Origin of the sequence: Catenulispora sp. GAS73, assembly GCF_041262085.1 — a bacterium.
Classification (GTDB): domain Bacteria; phylum Actinomycetota; class Actinomycetes; order Streptomycetales; family Catenulisporaceae; genus Catenulispora.
The window spans coordinates 103,578-120,103 of the sequence record NZ_JBGCCM010000029.1 but is presented as its reverse complement, the minus strand read 5'-3'; the positions used below and the strand labels follow the sequence as shown (position 1 = coordinate 120,103).

The 16,526-nt window shown below is 71.2% G+C and carries 18 protein-coding genes; 4 read left to right on the top strand and 14 right to left on the bottom strand.

Going from position 1 to position 16,526, the window contains the following annotated elements; all coding sequences use genetic code 11:
- Positions 1 to 481: 481 nt before the first annotated feature.
- Entirely contained in the window at positions 482 to 1,831 is a 1,350-nt protein-coding gene (locus ABH935_RS35935) for an Ig-like domain-containing protein (protein ID WP_370382422.1), read from the bottom strand.
- Positions 1,832 to 2,343: 512 nt separating this feature from the next.
- Here ABH935_RS35935 and ABH935_RS35930 point away from each other — a divergent pair.
- Positions 2,344 to 3,684: a ricin-type beta-trefoil lectin domain protein gene (locus tag ABH935_RS35930; protein WP_370382421.1), complete on the top strand. Its 1,341-nt coding sequence runs from the start codon at positions 2,344 to 2,346 to the stop codon at positions 3,682 to 3,684.
- Positions 3,685 to 3,780: 96 nt separating this feature from the next.
- Here the strand turns inward: ABH935_RS35930 and ABH935_RS35925 are convergent, their stop codons facing one another.
- The 4 genes from ABH935_RS35925 to ABH935_RS35910 are packed head-to-tail and all read right to left on the bottom strand — an operon-like array spanning position 3,781 to position 6,148.
- Positions 3,781 to 4,125 (bottom strand): hypothetical protein, encoded by a 345-nt coding sequence (locus tag ABH935_RS35925; RefSeq protein WP_370382420.1) that lies wholly within the window; start codon positions 4,123 to 4,125, stop codon positions 3,781 to 3,783.
- Complete coding sequence (locus tag ABH935_RS35920; protein WP_194910627.1) at positions 4,122 to 4,340, bottom strand: hypothetical protein; 219 nt, start codon at positions 4,338 to 4,340, stop codon at positions 4,122 to 4,124. Before ABH935_RS35920 ends, ABH935_RS35925 begins: the two co-directional genes overlap by 4 nt.
- Positions 4,341 to 4,371: 31 nt before the next feature.
- On the bottom strand, positions 4,372 to 4,824 hold the full coding sequence (locus ABH935_RS35915; RefSeq protein WP_370382419.1) for a nitroreductase family deazaflavin-dependent oxidoreductase: 453 nt from the start codon (positions 4,822 to 4,824) through the stop codon (positions 4,372 to 4,374).
- Positions 4,825 to 4,882: 58 nt separating this feature from the next.
- Positions 4,883 to 6,148, bottom strand: a complete 1,266-nt coding sequence (locus ABH935_RS35910) for a hypothetical protein (protein WP_370382418.1) — start codon at positions 6,146 to 6,148, stop codon at positions 4,883 to 4,885.
- Positions 6,149 to 6,179: 31 nt separating this feature from the next.
- On the opposite strand from ABH935_RS35910, the gene ABH935_RS35905 reads away from it, so the two are divergent.
- Together ABH935_RS35905 and ABH935_RS35900 are read left to right on the top strand one after the other, a co-directional pair.
- On the top strand, positions 6,180 to 6,614 hold the full coding sequence (locus ABH935_RS35905; RefSeq protein ID WP_370382417.1) for a VOC family protein: 435 nt from the start codon (positions 6,180 to 6,182) through the stop codon (positions 6,612 to 6,614).
- A gap of 42 nt (positions 6,615 to 6,656) precedes the next feature.
- Positions 6,657 to 7,136 carry an NUDIX domain-containing protein gene (locus ABH935_RS35900; protein WP_370382416.1) on the top strand — a complete coding sequence of 160 codons (480 nt, stop codon included), beginning with the start codon at positions 6,657 to 6,659 and terminating at the stop codon, positions 7,134 to 7,136.
- A 40-nt stretch (positions 7,137 to 7,176) separates the two neighbouring features.
- Here the strand turns inward: ABH935_RS35900 and ABH935_RS35895 are convergent, their stop codons facing one another.
- From ABH935_RS35895 to ABH935_RS35860, 8 genes are all read right to left on the bottom strand, one after another.
- Positions 7,177 to 8,532 (bottom strand): cytochrome P450, encoded by a 1,356-nt coding sequence (locus tag ABH935_RS35895; RefSeq protein WP_370382415.1) that lies wholly within the window; start codon positions 8,530 to 8,532, stop codon positions 7,177 to 7,179.
- A gap of 137 nt (positions 8,533 to 8,669) precedes the next feature.
- Entirely contained in the window at positions 8,670 to 9,098 is a 429-nt protein-coding gene (locus tag ABH935_RS35890) for a GNAT family N-acetyltransferase (protein WP_370382414.1), read from the bottom strand.
- 464 nt (positions 9,099 to 9,562) lie between these two features.
- A complete protein-coding gene (locus tag ABH935_RS35885) occupies positions 9,563 to 10,219 on the bottom strand; it encodes a histidine phosphatase family protein (protein ID WP_370382457.1) in 657 nt (218 codons plus the stop codon).
- A 251-nt stretch (positions 10,220 to 10,470) separates the two neighbouring features.
- Entirely contained in the window at positions 10,471 to 10,989 is a 519-nt protein-coding gene (gene rsfS, locus ABH935_RS35880) for a ribosome silencing factor (protein ID WP_370382413.1), read from the bottom strand.
- 135 nt (positions 10,990 to 11,124) lie between these two features.
- Positions 11,125 to 13,206, bottom strand: a complete 2,082-nt coding sequence (locus ABH935_RS35875; protein WP_370382412.1) for an LCP family protein — start codon at positions 13,204 to 13,206, stop codon at positions 11,125 to 11,127.
- Positions 13,203 to 13,862: a nicotinate-nucleotide adenylyltransferase gene (nadD, locus tag ABH935_RS35870; RefSeq protein WP_370382411.1), complete on the bottom strand. Its 660-nt coding sequence runs from the start codon at positions 13,860 to 13,862 to the stop codon at positions 13,203 to 13,205. The genes ABH935_RS35875 and nadD overlap by 4 nt, the downstream gene beginning before the upstream one ends.
- Positions 13,863 to 13,900: 38 nt before the next feature.
- Complete coding sequence (locus tag ABH935_RS35865) at positions 13,901 to 14,071, bottom strand: hypothetical protein (protein ID WP_370382410.1); 171 nt, start codon at positions 14,069 to 14,071, stop codon at positions 13,901 to 13,903.
- Positions 14,072 to 14,174: 103 nt separating this feature from the next.
- Positions 14,175 to 14,348 (bottom strand): hypothetical protein, encoded by a 174-nt coding sequence (locus ABH935_RS35860; RefSeq protein ID WP_194916861.1) that lies wholly within the window; start codon positions 14,346 to 14,348, stop codon positions 14,175 to 14,177.
- Between the two features lie 150 nt (positions 14,349 to 14,498).
- Here ABH935_RS35860 and ABH935_RS35855 point away from each other — a divergent pair, with 150 nt between their 5' ends.
- Complete coding sequence (locus ABH935_RS35855; protein WP_370382409.1) at positions 14,499 to 15,578, top strand: M48 family metallopeptidase; 1,080 nt, start codon at positions 14,499 to 14,501, stop codon at positions 15,576 to 15,578.
- A 286-nt stretch (positions 15,579 to 15,864) separates the two neighbouring features.
- Here the strand turns inward: ABH935_RS35855 and ABH935_RS35850 are convergent, their stop codons facing one another.
- Positions 15,865 to 16,455, bottom strand: coding sequence for a hypothetical protein (locus ABH935_RS35850; protein WP_370382408.1), 591 nt, complete (start codon positions 16,453 to 16,455; stop codon positions 15,865 to 15,867).
- Positions 16,456 to 16,526: the final 71 nt, after the last annotated feature.

Below are 16,526 nucleotides of genomic sequence, written 5' to 3'. Positions count from 1 at the left end.
GACAGGCGGCCAGCTGGCGCTGCGGGCAAGCCGGCGCAGGCGGCCAGGCTGCGCAGCGAGCGGACGCGGGCGGGCAGCCAGGCGGCGCAGCGGGCAGGCAGGGGCGGGCAGCCAGGCGGCGCAGCGGGCAGGCAGGGGCGGGCAGCCAGGCGGCGCAGCAGGCGAGCAGGCGCGGGCAGGCAGACGGCGCAGCAGGCGAGCAGGCGCGGGCAGGCAGACGGCGCGGCGCTGCGGCGAGTATCTGTGGGCGGGCGGCGCTGCATGCGGGCGCAGCTCACACCTGCGTGAAAGCGACCATCACGTTGTGCCCGCCGAACCCGAAAGAGTTCACCAGGGCCGCGTCCCACCGGCCCTCGCGCGCCGCGCCCCGGATCAGGTCGAGCAACGACGAAGCTGGCCGTCCGCGCACCTGCGCGAACGGCCAGCTTCGTCGTACTCAGCTAAGCACTCGGCTTAGCACTCAGCCAATGCTCGACCCTGTTCACTGCCCGGCGGTCGAAACCCCGGCCGCGGAACCGGAGAGCCAGGTCTGCCAGCTCTCGTTCCAGTCGGTGTATCCGTTGCCGTTGTGGACCTGGTCCGGCTCCCCGTTGACGGTGACCGGGTCGCCGATGTTGATGAAGTTGTAGAACCACGTCGCGTCCGCCGGCCTCAGGTGGATGCAGCCGTGCGAGGTGTTGTCCGTGCCGATGTGGCTGTCCCACTCCGCCTGGTGGATGTACGTCCCCGAGTCGGTCAGGTGCACGTCGTTGTAGACCTTGAGGTCGTAGTAGTTGCCGACCCCCGGCGTGCAGCTGAAGCCCGGCACCGAGCAGGACTTCATCTCGATCATCGGTTCCTTGTCGAGCACCACCATGGTGCCGCCCCAGGTGCTGTACCCGGCCATCCCCGTGTCGGTGGGGATCTCCTTGACGTCCTTGCCGTCCTGGTAGACGTGCATGGTGTAGTTCTTCGTGTCCACCACGGCCCGCTGGTCGCGGCCGATGGTGAAGCTGAAGTTCTTGTTGTACGACCCGTAGGTGACGTCGCCGGCCTTCACGCCGTTGAGGTTCATCGCCACCGAGACCTTGGTGCCCGACGCCCAGTAGCTCTGCGGGCGCCAGTCGACCTGGGTCGAGGTGATCCAGCTCCACGCGCCGTCGACGTGCGGCGTGGTGGTGACCGTCATCGCCTTCTCGACGTTGGCGCGGTCCTTGGAGTTCGGCGGGTTGGTGAAGTTCACCGAGATCGGCTGGCCGACGCCGACCGTCTCCCCGTCGTCCGGGAAGTAGCTCTGCAGCCCGAGCCGCTTCTGCGGCGTCAGGGTCGTGAACTTCGCCGAGATCGTCTTCTCGGCACCGCTGGAGTCCAGCGCCTTGCCGGTCACGGTGTAGCTGCTGGATATGTACAGCGTCCCGGTGGACGTCCAGGCCGAGCCGTCGGCGGCCAGCGTGCCGGCCACCTTGTCGCCCTTGGCGTCCTGGGCCGTCACCGACTCGATCTTCCCGCCGGCGGCGCTGATCTGGATGCCCGCGGAGGGGTCGGCGTTCGAGGTGCCGTCGGCCGGCTTGGCGCTGAGCACGAGGGGCGTCGCGGGCGACGAGGACGTCGTCGCACCCCCCGGCGTGCTGGAGCCGCCTGCCGCGCCGGCCGGCGCGGAACTCCCGTTGGCGACCGGGTTCATCGCCGACGGCTTGGAGCCCGACGAACTGCCGCAGCCGGCCGCCAGCAGCGTGGCCGCGGCGGCGACCGCGGTCAGCTGGGCGGCGCGGCGCCACGCGGGCCGGACGGTGACGCGGCGGGCGCCGGCGGCGACCCCCGCAGAACCACCCCGGCCGTGCTCACGTGCCACGAGTCCTCCTTGGAGTGGACAGGTTTCTGACCACGTATAAAGCGGTTGACTTCTTCCGGGTACGGAACACCACCAGACCGGCGTTTTCCGTGCGAAACCGCACGCCAAGCCTTCCAGGATTCCATACATCCACCTAGACGTCACATGGTGCGCTGAGGTTGCTGCGGAAATCGGCCGATCATGGCTTCGTGACAGTTCCGGTACAAACGAGCGAGGTCGGGAACTCTCAAAACAGGTTGAGTACCCCTGAACCGTCCCGTCTCAGGCATCTGACGAAGTCCTGGCGGCGCCCGGCTTCCGGCGCAGCCCCGAGCCTCGCGGTAAGGCCCACCCCGGAACAAGTTCAAGATTCTTCGTCCCCTGGTGTGGACAGCGTTCGGTGAGAGCGCTTTCATGAAGCTTGCGCGCGCAATGGTATAGACCTCGCGGACACCCAGAACCGGCTGTGCCCGACACGGCCGGCCGGACCTGGTCCGCGAGTCCTCGTGGTGCGTCAACCCTGGAGAACCCCCATGTCCGCAACCCCACAGCAATCACCACCCCGCACCGCCCGCAAACGCTTCCGGCGCCTGGCCGCCGTGGCCGCGCCGCTCGCCGTGGCGCTTCTGGCCTGGGCCTCGGCGCCCGACGGCGTGGCCCAGGCCTCGGCGCCCCCACCGCCGTCGGGCTGGAACCAGGTCTTCCTCGACGACTTCAACGGTGCGGCCGGCAGCGGCATCGACGGTCAGTGGATGTACGACACCGGTCCGGGCTCGAACTTCGGCACCGGCGAGATCGAGACGATGACGAACTCGACCAGCAACGTGCATCTGGACGGCAACGGCAACCTCGACATCACCGCGCTGGGCGGCGGGAGCAACTGGACCTCGGGCCGGGTGCAGACCACCTCGGCCAACGTCGGGGCGCCGGCCGGCGGCAAGCTGATGGTGAGCGCCTCGATCCAGCAGCCGACCGGGGGCCTGGGGTACTGGCCCGCGTTCTGGATGCTCGGGCCGGGCCAGTGGCCGGAGAACGGCGAGATCGACATCATGGAGGACGTCAACGCCCTGTCGGAGGTCGCGGGCACCATCCACTGCGGCACCTACCCCGGCGGCGTCTGCAACGAGGGCAACGGCATCGGCAGCGGGCTGCGGGCCTGCGGCGGCTGTCAGAGCGGCTTCCACACCTACTCCATGGTGCTGGACCGCACCAACACCTCGAACGAGTCGATCACCTTCTACCTCGACGGCAACCAGTACTTCTCGGTGAGCGAGGGACAGGTCGGCGCCTCGACCTGGCAGCAGGCCTACGACCACAACCTGTCGATCATCCTCGACCTGGCGATGGGCGGCGGCTTCCCGAACGGGGTCTGCAACTGCACGACACCGACCGGCTCGACCGCCTCCGGCGGCACGATGCAGGTCGACTACGTCGCGGCGTACACGACCAACGGCGGCAGTGGCGGCCCGCCGCCGCCCCCGCCGGGCAGCGGCCCGATCTACTCCGGCGTCGGCTCCAACATCTGCCTGGACGACCAGAGTTCGAGCACCGCGAACTACAACCCCGTGCAGATCTACACCTGCAACGGCACTGCGGCGCAGCAGTGGTCCGTGGTGCAGGCCGGGAGCACGCTGCATGTTCTGGGCAAGTGCCTGGACATCTACGCGGCCGGGACGACGAACGGGACGAAGGTCGATCTCTACGACTGCAACGGCACCGGAGCGCAGGTGTTTGAGCCGCAGTCGAACGGATCGCTGTACAACCCGCAGTCCAACAAGTGTCTGGACGTCCCCGGTGCGACCACGCAATCGGGTACGCAGGTTCAGATCTACGACTGCAACGGCACCAACGCTCAGAAGTGGACTATTCCGTAGCGGTTAGACAGGACTCGCGCGGCCCCGGCACGGATTCCGTGCCGGGGCCGCGTGTTTTCGCGGCCGGGGCCGCGTAGCTCTCGCGGCCGAGGCGGCTCACCGCTTCTGCTGAGCTCTGCGCGCGCCGGGCCCGGGCTCTCGCGCAGGCTCCGGCGGCTCCGGCGGCGTCGGGTGGGCAGCGCGGCTGAGGATGGCCATCGGCTCGTAGGCGAACAGGCCCCACATCGCCGCGACCGTCGGGTGCGCCGGGTCGGCTTGGTAGGACAGCCAGCAGGCCCAGCGGCCGCGGTGGGTGAACCAGCACTGGATGTGGCCGGGCAGCCAGCGACCGTCGACGCGAACCCAGATCGTGCTCTCGCGCGGCTCGACGCGGCGGGCGTCGCGGGGCGGGCGCGGGAGGCGCCGGGCGTCGCGCCAGGGGCCCGCGGGGACGCCGCTCAACTCGGGTAGACGCGCAGCCGGCCGGCGCCGTCGGCCTCCACGCGCAACCGCACGCGCCCCAGCGCGAGCTGGATGCGGGCGGCTGTCTCCGGGCCGGACAGGCCCTCGATGACGACGACGGAGCGTCGGCCGTCGATGTGTACGGCGGCGGGAAAGCCTCCGAGGCGGTCGACCTCGGAGGCCACGGCACGGGCTAAGGGGATGAGCGGTTCCACGACCGGGATCCTACTCGAACAAACTTTCGTATCAAGAGCCGGCCGGACGCGGCTCCAGAACGAAGACAGGGATCACACGATCGGTTTTCTCCTGGTATTCGGCGTACGCCGGATACGCGGCGACCGCGCGCTCCCACCACTCGGCCTTCTCCTCGCCGGTGACTTCACGGGCCGTCATCTCCCGGCGCGCGGCGCCGTCCTGGAGCTCCACGCGCGGGTCGGAGACGACGTTGAAGTACCACACCGGGTGCTGCGGGAAGCCGCCCTTCGAGGCCACGGCCGCGTAGCACCCTTCGTGTTCCACGCGCATCAGCGGGATCTTGCGGATCTTGCCGGTCTTGGCACCGCGCGTCGTGAGGACGACGATGGGCAGGCCTGTGTCCCAGAGCGTCCCTCCCTGTGTGCCGTCTGAGCTCTCATACAGCTCGACCTGTTCGCGCACCCACTGCGCCGGACTCGGCTCGTACTCACCTTCAAGAGGCATCGCGGTCATCCCGTCGTCGTGTGCGGATTGTGCTCGCGGTCCTCCGAGTCCCTACCCCTTAGAAGTCCCGCAGTTCGTCGAACCAGGCCAGCGCCTCGGCGTCGGGCACCGGCGGGACGGCCAGCCGGGCGAGCTGGAGCACCGCGGTCGCGGCGTCCTCGCGCTCCGGCGTCTCCAGGTCGCCGATCTCGTTGAGGGCGCGGGTGAAACCCTCGATCGCGTCCCGCGCGACCGCAAGCCGGTCGGTCGCGGTCGCGGTTGCTGCTGCGTCGAGCTGCCGGGCGGCGGTCTTGAACGCGGCCACCGCCGGCTTGGACTGCTTCCGCGACCACGCCGCGAACGGCAGGCCGGACTCGGTCACGAACCAGGAGGCGGTGCGCAGCTGGCTGACGCTCCAGACCTGCGCGGCCGATGTGGCGCCGTCGTCGGTGGTCTCCCACTGGGCCGTCAGACCGCGCTTCTTCAGATCGGCGCGAAGCTGCCTGCCGGTTACCGCGTCGATGTTCCAGGTCAGGAACGAGGCCAGCTCCGGCCAGGTGGCCAGCGGCGGGAGCCCGGTCAGGTCCGGGGCCATGCGCAGGTTCAGCTCCGTGAGCGCCAGGTCCGCGAGCGCTTCCGGGCGCGCGATCGCGCCCCTCAGGCTCAGCTTCCGCAAGCGGCGGAACTGTGTCAGGGAGCGAAGATCGAGCGGGACGTCCAGGGGCGCGGTGGCGATCTCCAGCGATTCGACGTCGCCGAGCCCGGGGATCGGCGGCAGGGCGCGGGATCCCGCCGAGCCGTCGGCGGGAGCGGGGACGCCGTTCGGGGTCGGGGCGTGGGGCAGCCGGAGGGTGATGCGTGGCAACGGTTCCGGCGGCTGTCCCGGCGTCGCGAGCACGGTCAGCGCTGACGGCTCGCCGACGAAGGTCAGGGTCCTGATGTGGCCCCCGGTAACGCCCTCGACGGTGACCGGGAGGTCGCCGTGGTCGATGACCAGCTCGTCGATGTGCGCGGCGGAGACGTCGAGGACCAGGCCCGAGGTGACGGGCCGGAACTTCAACCCCTCGACGTGTCGCTCCCGGGCCCAGGCGAACACCGAGGTGTCGTCCCCGACGTAGGTGATCCAACGGGGCCACAGCCCGCCGGCGGGAGTGGTCATGCCGTCGAAGAACGACCAGTCCATCGGGTCGCCGACCTCGACGACCAGGTCCGGATCCGCGTCGGCGGGCCCGACGGACACGTCACCGCGATGGGCTGCGCGCACCTTGGTCAGGGCCGCCGCGGCGGCGTTCCGATCCCACATGGCGCGCAGCCTATAAGCGTCGCGGATCGCTCTGATCGCCACGGTGGTTCACTCCGTGTGAAATGCTGGCCCGATGCCGTCGATCAAGCATTTCCAAGTGACCTTCGACTGCGCGGACCCGCAGCGCGTCGCGCAGTTCTGGTGCGAGGTGCTGGGGTACGTCCTCCCGCCGGCGCCGGAGGGCTTCGCCACGTTGGCCGAGTACGAGCTCACCCTGCCGCCGGAGGAACGGGGGACGTGGGCCGCCTGCGTCGACCCCTCGGGCGAGGGCCCGCGCCTGTACTTCCAGCGCGTGCCGGAGGGCAAGGTCGTGAAGAACCGGGTGCACCTCGACGTGCGGACCGTCACCGGCCTCGTGGGCGCGGAACGGCTCGCCGTGCTCGAAGCCGAGTGCGCGCGGCTGATCGCGCTCGGAGCGTCGAAGGTGCGGCTGCTGCCCGCCGACGAGGAGAACGAGTCGTGCATGGTGATGCAGGACGTTGAGGGCAATGAGTTCTGTCTCGACTGAGACCGGCGTCGGAGTCGGAAGGTTCGTCATCGAGGTGGCGCGGTGAAGCAGAGCGCGGGCATCCTGCTGTACAAGATCGAGGACGGCGAGCTGCGGGTGCTGCTCGTGCATCCCGGCGGGCCGCTGTTCACGAAGCGGGACGCGGGATGGTGGTCGATTCCCAAGGGCGAGTACACCGACGACGAGGACGCGCTGGCGGCGGCCGTGCGCGAGCTGCGCGAGGAGACCGGCGCGGAGGTCGACGCGGCGCGGGACCGCTTGGTGGAGCTCGGGTCGGTGCGGCAGAAGAGCGGGAAGGTGGTCACGGCGTGGGGCGTCGAGGCCGACTTCGACGTGACGACGCTGGTGAGCAACCTGTTCGAGCTCGAATGGCCGCCGCGGTCGGGGGTGCGGCGGGAGTACCCGGAGGTGGATCGCGGAGAGTGGTTCGGGGTGGAGGCCGCGCGGGAGAAGGTCAACAGCGCGCAGGCTGCTTTCGTCGATCGGCTGGTGGCGTGGCTCGCGGAGAACTCAGGGCGCTGAGCTGTTTCGACCGGCGGTTACCGCCGCTGGTCCCCGCCGGCTAGTCCCAGCGGACCGGCAGGTGCTTGAGGCCGTTCTGGAAGTTGGAGGTCAGGCGGACCGGGTCGCCGTCGGGACGGATCCGCGGCATCCGGGTCAGGACCTGGCCGAGCATCGCGCGCATCTGGGTCTTGGCCAGGTGCGCGCCGAGGCAGTAGTGCGGGCCGAAGCCGAAGCTGACGTGGTCGTTCGGGTTGCGGGTGAGGTCGAGGCGGTCGGGGTCGCGGAAGACGGTCTCGTCGCGGTTCGCGGAGGCGTGGTAGACGACGACCTTGTCGCCGGCCCGGATGGCGCGGCCGCCGAGGGTGACGTCGCAGGTCGCGGTGCGGCGGAACTGCATGACCGGAGGCCAGTAGCGGAGCAGTTCGTCGACGGCGGCGTCGAGGCGGGCCTCGGGGTCGCGGCGGAGGTCGGCGAGCTGGTCGGGGTGCTGGAGGAGGGTCAGGAGGGCGCCGGGGATGCCGTTGCGGAGGGTTTCGTTGCCGGCTACCGCGAAGAGGAAGAACATGTTTTCGAACTCGGCGTCGGTGAGGCCTTCGGCGAGGAGTCGGGCGACGATGCCGGTCGGGGCTGCGGGGGCCGGGGCGGCGGTGCGGGCGGCGGCGAGGGTCGCGGCAGCGGCGTCAGGAGCAGCGTCAGTATCTGTACTCGCCGCGGCGAGGCCGTGCGCGTACGCGTACATGTCCGCCAGTCCTGCCCGTGAGCGCGGGTTGAGCGGGCGTCCGTCGGGGCGGGTCATCATGGCGGGGCGTTCTGCGAGCGCCGCGCGGCCGAGGGGGCTGAGGGCCGCGGCGTCGGCGGTGGTCAGGCCGGCGTAGTCGGTGTCCTGATAGCCGATCACTCGGTTGGCCCAGTCGTAGAGCAGGCGGCGGTCCTCGTCCGGGACGCCCATGACGCGCGCGAGCGTCCACACCGGGAGGTCGGCGGCGACCTCGACGAAGTCGGCGTGGCCGGCGGGCAATACGGCGTCGATGAGGACGCGGGCCCGCTCGGCGATCGTCTCCTCCAGCGCTCGGACGGCCCGCGGGGTGAACGCCGCCGCGACGATGCGCCGCAGCCGGGACAGCGCCGGCGGATCCTGGTTGAGCATCATGGCACGCACGAAGGCCAGGTCGTCGGCGGTCTCCGGATCGCGGATCTGGGTGCCGCCGAGGTGGGAGGAGAAGGTCTGCGGATCGCGCAGGACGCGCTTGACGTCGGCGTGTGCGAACACGCCCCAGTAGCCGGGGCCGGCGGGCCAGGCGCCGACGGCCGACTCCTCGATCCAGCAGACCGGGGTGGTGCGGCGCAGCTCGGCGAAGCGGGCGTAGGGGACGGCGGCGGTGTAGGTCTGGGGGTGGAAGATCTCGGCCGTCACCGTTCCAGCGTGCCGCACCGGCGGGGCGCGGGAAAGGGCCGGGGAGGTGAGTCGGCGACATCGGGGATCTGGCCGGGATGGCAGGGATGGCAGGGATGGCCGGGATCGCCGAGGTAGCCGAGGTAGCCGGGATCAGCTCACAACGGCTTGACCCAGCGAGACCACTCGGCCTGCGGCGCGTAGCCGCCGGAGCGCCAGGCGTGGTGGGCGAGGTCGTTCTCGTCGAGCACCATGGCGTCGGCGCGGGTGCCGCCGAGCGTGCGGAAGCGGGCTTCGGCGGCGTCGACCAGCAGGCGGCCGATCCCGGCGCGGCGGCGGCCGGGGTGCACGGCGAGGCGGTAGAGGTGGCAGCGCCAGCCGTCCCACCCGGCGATGACGGTGCCGACCAGCTCGCCGGTGGCCGCGTCGACGGCGAGGATCAGGGCCTCGGGATCGCGAGCGACCAGCGCCGAGACCGCGGCGGCGCTGTCGGCGGGACGGTGCGCGTCCTCGGCGGCGAGCTGCCAGAAGGCCAGGACGGTGTCGAGGTCTGCGACGGTGGCGGGGCGGAGTTCGGGAGCCGGCATGGCCACGAGGCTAGAACCGCGCGGACGGATGTGGCCGCCGCCGCTCGCGATGCGGGACAGCCGGCCAGCGCACCGAACTCCGGCTGCACCAGCGCCAAGCCATCAGATGCACCAGGTCCGAGCGCCTCACCGCCGTGCTCGAAGCACACCGAGGTCCGGCCGCACCAGCACCCAACCGCACCAGATCCGAGCGCCTCGCTGCTGCGCGCGAAGCACACCCAACTCCGGCCGCACCAGCACCCCGCCGCCGGCGCACCGCCGACCACGCCGGCCGTCGGCGCACCGCCGAGACAAGCGCACCGCCGACCGTGCCCGGCCACCGGGCCCAGCCGAAACAAGCGCACCACCGGCCACACTCCGCCGCCAGCGCACCGCCGGGACAAGCACACCGCTGGCCGCGCCCAGCCACCGGGCCCAGCCGAGACAAGCGCACCACCGGCCACGCTCCGCCGCCGGCGCCCCGTCTACTCGTCGTCGCCGATCACCGGCTCCAGCAGCGTGCCGGCGTTGTGTTCCAGCAGGCGCCAGCCGCGGCGGGCCTCGCCGAGGACCGACCAGCAGCAGTTCGACAGGCCGCCGAGGGCGCCCCACAGCTCCGGGGGCAGGCCGAGCATGCGGCCGAGGGCCACGCGGGCCGCGCCGCCGTGGGTGGCGACGACCAGGGTGCCGCCCGGCGGGACCTTCTCCAGGCCGCGGAGGATGGCCGGCACCACGCGGTCGGCGACCTCGGTCTCCAGTTCGCCACCGCCCCGGCGGATCGGCTCGCCGCGGCGGAACGACTCGAACTCCTCGGGGTAGCGGGCGATGATCTCGTCGTCGTTGAGACCCTGCCAGGTGCCCGCGTAGGTTTCGCGGAGGCCTTCGTCGAGGCTGACCGGGAGGTCGGTGAGGTGCGCCAGGGCCTCGGCGGTGCGGGTCGCCCGGATCAGGTCGGAGGCGACGATCACGTTGGGCCCGAGGCCGGCCAGGACGCGGGCGGCGCGCTCGGCCTGGGCCAGGCCCACCTCGTCCAGGGGGATGTCGGTCTGGCCCTGGAAGCGGCGCTCCAGGTTCCAGGCGGTGCGGCCGTGGCGCCACAGGACGATCTGCCGGGCGCCGTTCACGCTCGCGGCGCGGTCCATGCCGGACGGCGCGGTCTCGGTCGGCTCGTGGTCGCGCGCGGCCGACGCCGAGATGGCTGCCTGGGCCGCTTGGGCCGCCGCGGAGGTGGCGGCGGCGAGCGCGGCGGTGCTGGCGGTGGCGATCATCGGGGCGGTACCGGCGGTGCCGGCGTTGGCAACCGGGGCAGCGACCGCAGCCGCGACCCCAGCGCCCGAAGCGGCAGCCGGGGCCGGCGCCGCAGCGCCAGCCCCTATGCCGTCCTGGTTCGTGCTCACGCGCCCAACCCGGCGGCTGGTCGGTCGTCCTCCGCGACCTCGGCGTCGTCGGCGAACTCGTCGTCGGCGTCGTCGGCGAACTCGTCGGCGACATCCTCGGCCTCGGCCCCGACCGTCGCCACGGACCCGGCGGGCCGCTCGCTCCGGCCGTTCGTCACCGACTCCGGCAGCTCGATCAGCGGGCAGTCCTTCCACAGCCGCTCAAGCGAGTAGTACGTCCGCTCCTCGGCGTGCTGCACGTGCACCACGATGTCGATGTAGTCCAGCAGGACCCAGCGGCCCTCCTGCTCACCCTCGCGCCGGGCGGGCTTGGCGCCGATCTCCAGCAGCCGCTCCTCGATGCCGTCGACGATCGCGCGCACCTGGCGGTCGCTGTTGGCGGAGGCCAGGACGAAGGCGTCGGTGATCACGAAGACGTCGCTCACGTCGTACGCGACGATGTCGTCGGCCACTTTGTCGGACGCCGCCTGGGCCGCCGCGATGGCGAGCTCCCGGGCGCGGTCGGTTGCGGTCATGAAGTCTTCCGTTCGTGGACGCTTTCTGGGCGACTACCAGGATCTCATGCTCAGCCGGCCGGTCCGTCGGGTTTAGGCCGCCGGCGGCTTCGGCCCGCCGACGGCCCAGCCCGCCGGCAGGCGCGACCGGTGGCCTCAGCCGGTGGACGAGTTCGTCGCCGTCGGCCGGTGCGAGGCCCGGCCGTTGCTGGACTTCGTCCCGTCCGTCGGGCCGCCGCCGGTCGCCGAGTCGGTCCCGGTGCCGGTTCCGGTCGCCGTCCCGGACCCGCTCGGCGCGCTCGGCGTCGTCGGCTGGTCGGCCGGCACCTGCCCGATCTGCGTCCAGTCCGCCCCCAGCACCACCCGGGCGTCGGTGAGCGTGGTGTCGAACGGCGTGACCCGCACCGCGCTGTCCGGCAGCCCGAGCGCCAGCGCGATCTGCCTGCCGAGCGACATCGCGTCCTGGTTCGGCACGGTCACGTACGTGTTCGCCGCCTGCTGCACCACGCCCTGGTCCACCGGCGTGTAGCCGCCGCCGACCAGCTTCGACTCGGCCATCGCGCGGCTGGAGACGGTGTCCGCGCGGCCGGTGGCGTCGGCCACCGAGACCCGGGTCAGCCCGCCGTTGTCCTTGGCCTTGGACGCGCCGTTCAGCAGGGCCTTGACCACGCCGGAGGCCTTGTCCAGGTCCATCACCCCGGTCCCGTCGGACCGCAGCGGCAGCGTCTGCTCGGAGAACCGGCTGCCCTGCTCCTCGGCGCCGAGCGCGGTCAGGATCCCGGCCAGCTTGTTGTTGGGCAGCGCCGGGTCCGGGACCGCGGCCAGGCTGTTGAGCACCGCCGTGGTGGTGCCGGCCTCGTGCGGGATCTTGGCCAGCATGCCCTGCACCACCTGGCCGAACCGGGCCAGCTGCTTGTCCGGCGACTCGCCCTTCGGGTGGTAGACCGCGTAGTAGGCGGCCTTGTCGCCGGTCATGTCCTGGGTGCCGGCCTGGAAGAGCGGCTTGCCGTTCTGGTCGAGGACCGCGGCGGCGGAGGCCGGGTCCACGTTGACGCTCACGCCGACCAGGTTGTTCAGCAGCGCGCCGAACGTCAGCTCGTCCATCGACCAGACGCCGTCCACGTTCACGCCGAGCAGCGTGGTCAGCGCGTCCTTGCCGGCCGGCGCGGCGCTCGGCATCGAGCCGCCGAACGGCTGGCTGTCCAGGGCGGCGGACTCCACGCTCAGCTCGGCGGGGATCAGCAGCGCCGCGCCCCGGCCGGCCGGATCGGTCTTGCCGGCCACCTCGTTCTTGTCCGCGACCAGGACCACGTTGCCGACCGCGTCGCCGTTGCTGTCCTTCACCTGGAGCAGCACCGTGGTCTGAGTGGCCTTCACGCCGCCGCCGCCGTTGAGCAGGAACCACGCCCCGCCGCCGACGACCAGCAGCACGAGGACTGCGGCCAGCGACAGCAGCTGGACACGGCGGCGCCGGGCCCGCTCGGCGCGGTCGTCGTTGCCGACGAAGTGGAGCCAGTTGGTCAGTTCGCCCTCGGAGTCGCCGGAATCGCCGGTGTTGTCGGCGTCCGAGGCGGCTTCAGCCGCGGTCTCGGTGGCGACGACGCGCGCCGGCATCGGCTCGGGGTCCGGCACGAAGCCCGCGACAGGTTCCGGCATCGTCGGGAACGCCGACACGCGCGCAGCGGCAGGCTCCTCATAGGAGGGCTGCTGGGGGTACGGCTGGTAGGACGGCGCTTGCTGGGCCTGGCCGTAGGGGTCGTACTCGTAGGAAGGCTGCTGCGGAGGCTGTGTGGGCTGGTAGAAACCCGAAGAGTCGAGATTCTGGTACTGGGCCGGCGCCTCGGGATAACCGGCGTTCCCGTATCCATACGGCTGCGCCTGGTAAGGATCCTGCGCCTGGTACTGCTGATACCCGCCCTGTTGATACGGATCTTGCTGGTATTGATCCGTTTGGTACTGCTCCTGGTACTGCTCCCCCTGCGCGTAGCCCTGATACGCGCCGCCCTGGTAGTAGGAGGGGTTCGTGTACCCGGAGTACTGGTCGTACGCTGCGGCCTCCTGCTCGGCCCGCTCCACGTACTCCGCCGGCCGCTCGTACTCCCCCGATCCGCGCCGCCCGGTGCCGGGGCTCTGCGGGGCCACATAAGGGTCCTCCGGGGGGCTGTCGGCGCGGCGCCGTCGGCCGCGCCCTCCCGAGCCCCCGCTCGTCGGCGGATCGTTCTCCCCCGGCCAGCTCATGTCGTCCCTGTCCCAGGGGTGTCCCGGTAGAGCCCCCGCTTGTTGATGTACTGGACGATTCCGTCGGGGACCAGGTACCAGACCGGTTCCCCGTGCCGGACGCGTTCACGGCAGCCTGTGGAGGAGATCGCCATGGCCGGCACCTCCACCAACGAGGCCTTCCCCGGCGGCAGCCCCGGGTCGGCCAGCCGGTGACCCGGCCGGGTGACGCCGATGAAGTGGGCGAGGTCGAACAGCTCCTCGGGGTCGCGCCAGGAGAAGATCTGCTCCAGGGCGTCGGCGCCGGTGATGAAGAACAGGTCGGTGTCCGGGCCGCGCTCGGCCGACAGCTCCCGCAGGGTGTCGGTGGTGAAGGTGGGCCCGCCGCGGTCGATGTCCACCCGGCTCACCGAGAACCGGGGGTTCGAGGCAGTGGCGATCACCGTCATCAGATAGCGGTCCTCGGCCGCGGACACCCGGCGCTCGGACTTCTGCCAGGGTTCACCGGTCGGGACGAACACCACCTCGTCGAGCCCGAACAGGCTCGCGACCTCGCTGGCCGCGACCAGGTGGCCGTGGTGGACGGGGTCGAAGGTGCCGCCCATGACACCCAGCCGCGTCCGGCGCCGTCGGGTCGCCCCGGCGGCCTGCGGCTCAGGCGTCGGATGAGAGGTCATGGCGCGTCACCCTACCCGGTCGGACCGGGGTGGTGGGACTAGCGATCCTTGTTAAGACGCGTGGTGACGAACAGCAGGATCAGCAGGACGCCGAGGACGATCGCGCCGTTCAGCGGCGGGTTGATGCCGTGGTGCGTCGGCTCGGGCGCCGTCGTACCCTCGGCGAGGAGGGCGTGCGCGGCCTGCGTGGCGGTGGAGAGTGCGGACATGGACGTCAGCATAGGGGGTCCGGCCGATCGGAATCCCGGCAGGGTGCCCGCTTGAGCGGGCGCCGTCAGCCGCGCGGGCTACTCCCCCGGGCCGACCCCCCGGCTACTCACCCTCGGAGTCGTGGTTCCGATAGCCGCGCAGGCACGCCCAGGCGAGCAGGACGACGGTGATCACCGCGCCCAGCACGAACCACCGCAGCCAGCCCGCGGTGTGGGGCGCCGTGTTCTGGGGGAACGGGCTGGGGTCCGCCAGATAGATCGAGTGAAGGACGCGCATGGCGTCCACACTACGCCGGGGCCCCGGGGAACCTCCCAGCAGGTCCGGACGTCCCTATCTTGAGAGCTCCACCGGCGGTCACGGGAACGCCCCGCGAGGGCTGTGCCGGGTCTACTGTGAGCTATAGAGACGTCTACGAGGGGGTTCCCGATGCCGGATCGCGAAGGTTCTGAGAACACGCCGGACCGGAGCCGGAAGCGCTTCCCGGGCATCAGCTCCCGGGCCTACGAACATCCCGCCGACCGCACGGCGCTGGTCGCGCTGCGCAAGATCGACGGCTTCGACATGCTGCTGCGCAAGCTGTCCGGCTTCATCGACGAGCGCAAGATCCGGCTGTCCCTGCTGGCCGACGGCGTCAAGGTCGGCGACCTGCAGTTCCAGCGCCTGCAGGCGCTGCTGGAGGACGCGGTCGACGTCCTGGACATCGGCTTCATGCCGGAGATGTATGTCGTCCAGAACCCGGTCCCGAACGCTTTCACCATCGGCATGGACCGCCCGACGATCGTCCTGACCACCGGCTTGTACGAGCTGATGGACGAAGAGGAGATGCGCTTCATCGTCGGCCACGAGGCCGGCCACGTCCTGTCCGGCCACGCGGTCTACCGCACGATGCTGTTCTGGCTGACCAACTTCGCCACGAAGCTGTCCTGGATGCCCATCGGCAAGTGGGGCATCGACATGTTCATCAACGCCCTGCTGGAGTGGTTCCGCAAGGCCGAACTCTCCTGCGACCGCGCCGGCCTCCTGGTCGAGCAGGACCTGGACGCCGCCATGCGCTCCCTGATGAAGCTGGCCGGCGGTTCCCACCTGGCGGAGATGAACCCCGTCGCGTTCCTGGAGCAGGCCCGCGAACACGAGGGCGGCGGCGGCCTGCGCGAGTCGATCCTGAAGATCATGAGCCTGCGCGAGCGCACGCACCCCTACACCTCGATCCGCGCCCTGGAGCTGACCCGCTGGGTCGAGTCCGGCGACTACCAGCGCGTCATGTCCGGCGACTACCCGCGCCGCGAGGACGACCCGCAGGCCAGCGTGCGCGAGGAGGCCAAGGCGGCGGCGAACCAGTACAAGGAGAACTTCGAGAAGACGACCGACCCGCTGCTGACGAAGGTGCGCGGGTTCGCCGACGAGGTGGCCGGGGTCGGGAGCCGGATCGGCGAGACCATGTACCGCAAGTGGGGTCCGTCGCGCGGTGAGGGCGCCGGTGCGCCGGATGAGGGTGCTGAGGACTGAGGTCTGATGCGCTGACCTGAGCGACGACGCGAGCGGCCCCGGTTCCTGATGGGAATCGGGGCCGTTTCGCTGCGGCGGTCGGCGGTCGGCGGAGCGTGCGTAGCGAAAAGTTGGGGATGCCGGCCGGGCATTTTGTTAGGACTTTTTCGCCCCTTGTAAACAGGTGTAGCACGCGCCACCGACACCGGACCGCGCCTAGAACAGGCGCCTTAAACAGGCGCCCAGAACAGCACGTTCGGCGGCACCCGGCGGCACTCAAGGCGCCGCCGCCGTTCCACCTCCAGCGTCAGACGCCTTTCCCGCCCTCCGGCGCGAGCATCACCAGCTGGTAGTCCCGTCCCGACACCGAGAAGCGCACCGCGTCCTGCCCGGACGCCGACACCGACGCGCTCGCGCTGCTGCCGCCGCCGGTTCCCGAGCCGCCCGGGGTCCCGGAGGCCGGCGGGACGTTCGGGTTCCGGTCGTTCCCGCCCTTGGAGGAGGAGAACAGCCGCGGTACGCCGATGATCGCCGAGGTGACCAGCGCGGCCAGGACCACCCAGGCCACGTTCCGGCGCCAGCGCCGGCGGCGGCTGGTGCCGTAGTCGATCGGGGCGCTCTTGTCGCGGACGGGCGCCGGGACCTCGCCGAGGTCGGTCGGCGTCCCGTCGGTGCGCCAGCCGCCGTCGTGCGGGCGCTGTCTGCGCCACTTCTCGCTCAGCTCGCGCTGGCGGGCCGAAGGCTCCTTGTAGGTCGCGGTCTTCGTCGACTCCTTGGTGAAGGAGCGCTCGAACTCAGCCCACTCCTGCTCGGAGAGTATCGGCGCTTCGCCAGGGTCGTCGCGGTTCTGGTTCTTGTCCTCGGCCACGGACGGCCTTCCCCAACCCAGCTCAGGCACGGCCCACTTCCCCCGGACCGCGACACGGACATGATGGGCGAAAGGCTACTTGATCCGGCTCCGTTGCACAC

Bases quoted from the DNA above. Each gene is read 5' to 3' on its own strand.
- ABH935_RS35865 (WP_370382410.1), bottom strand. From the start codon at position 14,071: ATGTCCGCACTCTCCACCGCCACGCAGGCCGCGCACGCCCTCCTCGCC.
- ABH935_RS35905 (WP_370382417.1), top strand. From the start codon at position 6,180: ATGCCGTCGATCAAGCATTTCCAAGTGACCTTCGACTGCGCGGACCCG.
- ABH935_RS35855 (WP_370382409.1), top strand. From the start codon at position 14,499: ATGCCGGATCGCGAAGGTTCTGAGAACACGCCGGACCGGAGCCGGAAG.
- ABH935_RS35875 (WP_370382412.1), bottom strand. From the start codon at position 13,206: ATGAGCTGGCCGGGGGAGAACGATCCGCCGACGAGCGGGGGCTCGGGA.
- rsfS (WP_370382413.1), bottom strand. From the start codon at position 10,989: ATGACCGCAACCGACCGCGCCCGGGAGCTCGCCATCGCGGCGGCCCAG.
- ABH935_RS35930 (WP_370382421.1), top strand. From the start codon at position 2,344: ATGTCCGCAACCCCACAGCAATCACCACCCCGCACCGCCCGCAAACGC.
- ABH935_RS35885 (WP_370382457.1), bottom strand. From the start codon at position 10,219: ATGGACCGCGCCGCGAGCGTGAACGGCGCCCGGCAGATCGTCCTGTGG.
- ABH935_RS35915 (WP_370382419.1), bottom strand. From the start codon at position 4,824: ATGCCTCTTGAAGGTGAGTACGAGCCGAGTCCGGCGCAGTGGGTGCGC.
- ABH935_RS35860 (WP_194916861.1), bottom strand. From the start codon at position 14,348: ATGCGCGTCCTTCACTCGATCTATCTGGCGGACCCCAGCCCGTTCCCC.
- ABH935_RS35890 (WP_370382414.1), bottom strand. From the start codon at position 9,098: ATGCCGGCTCCCGAACTCCGCCCCGCCACCGTCGCAGACCTCGACACC.
- nadD (WP_370382411.1), bottom strand. From the start codon at position 13,862: ATGACCTCTCATCCGACGCCTGAGCCGCAGGCCGCCGGGGCGACCCGA.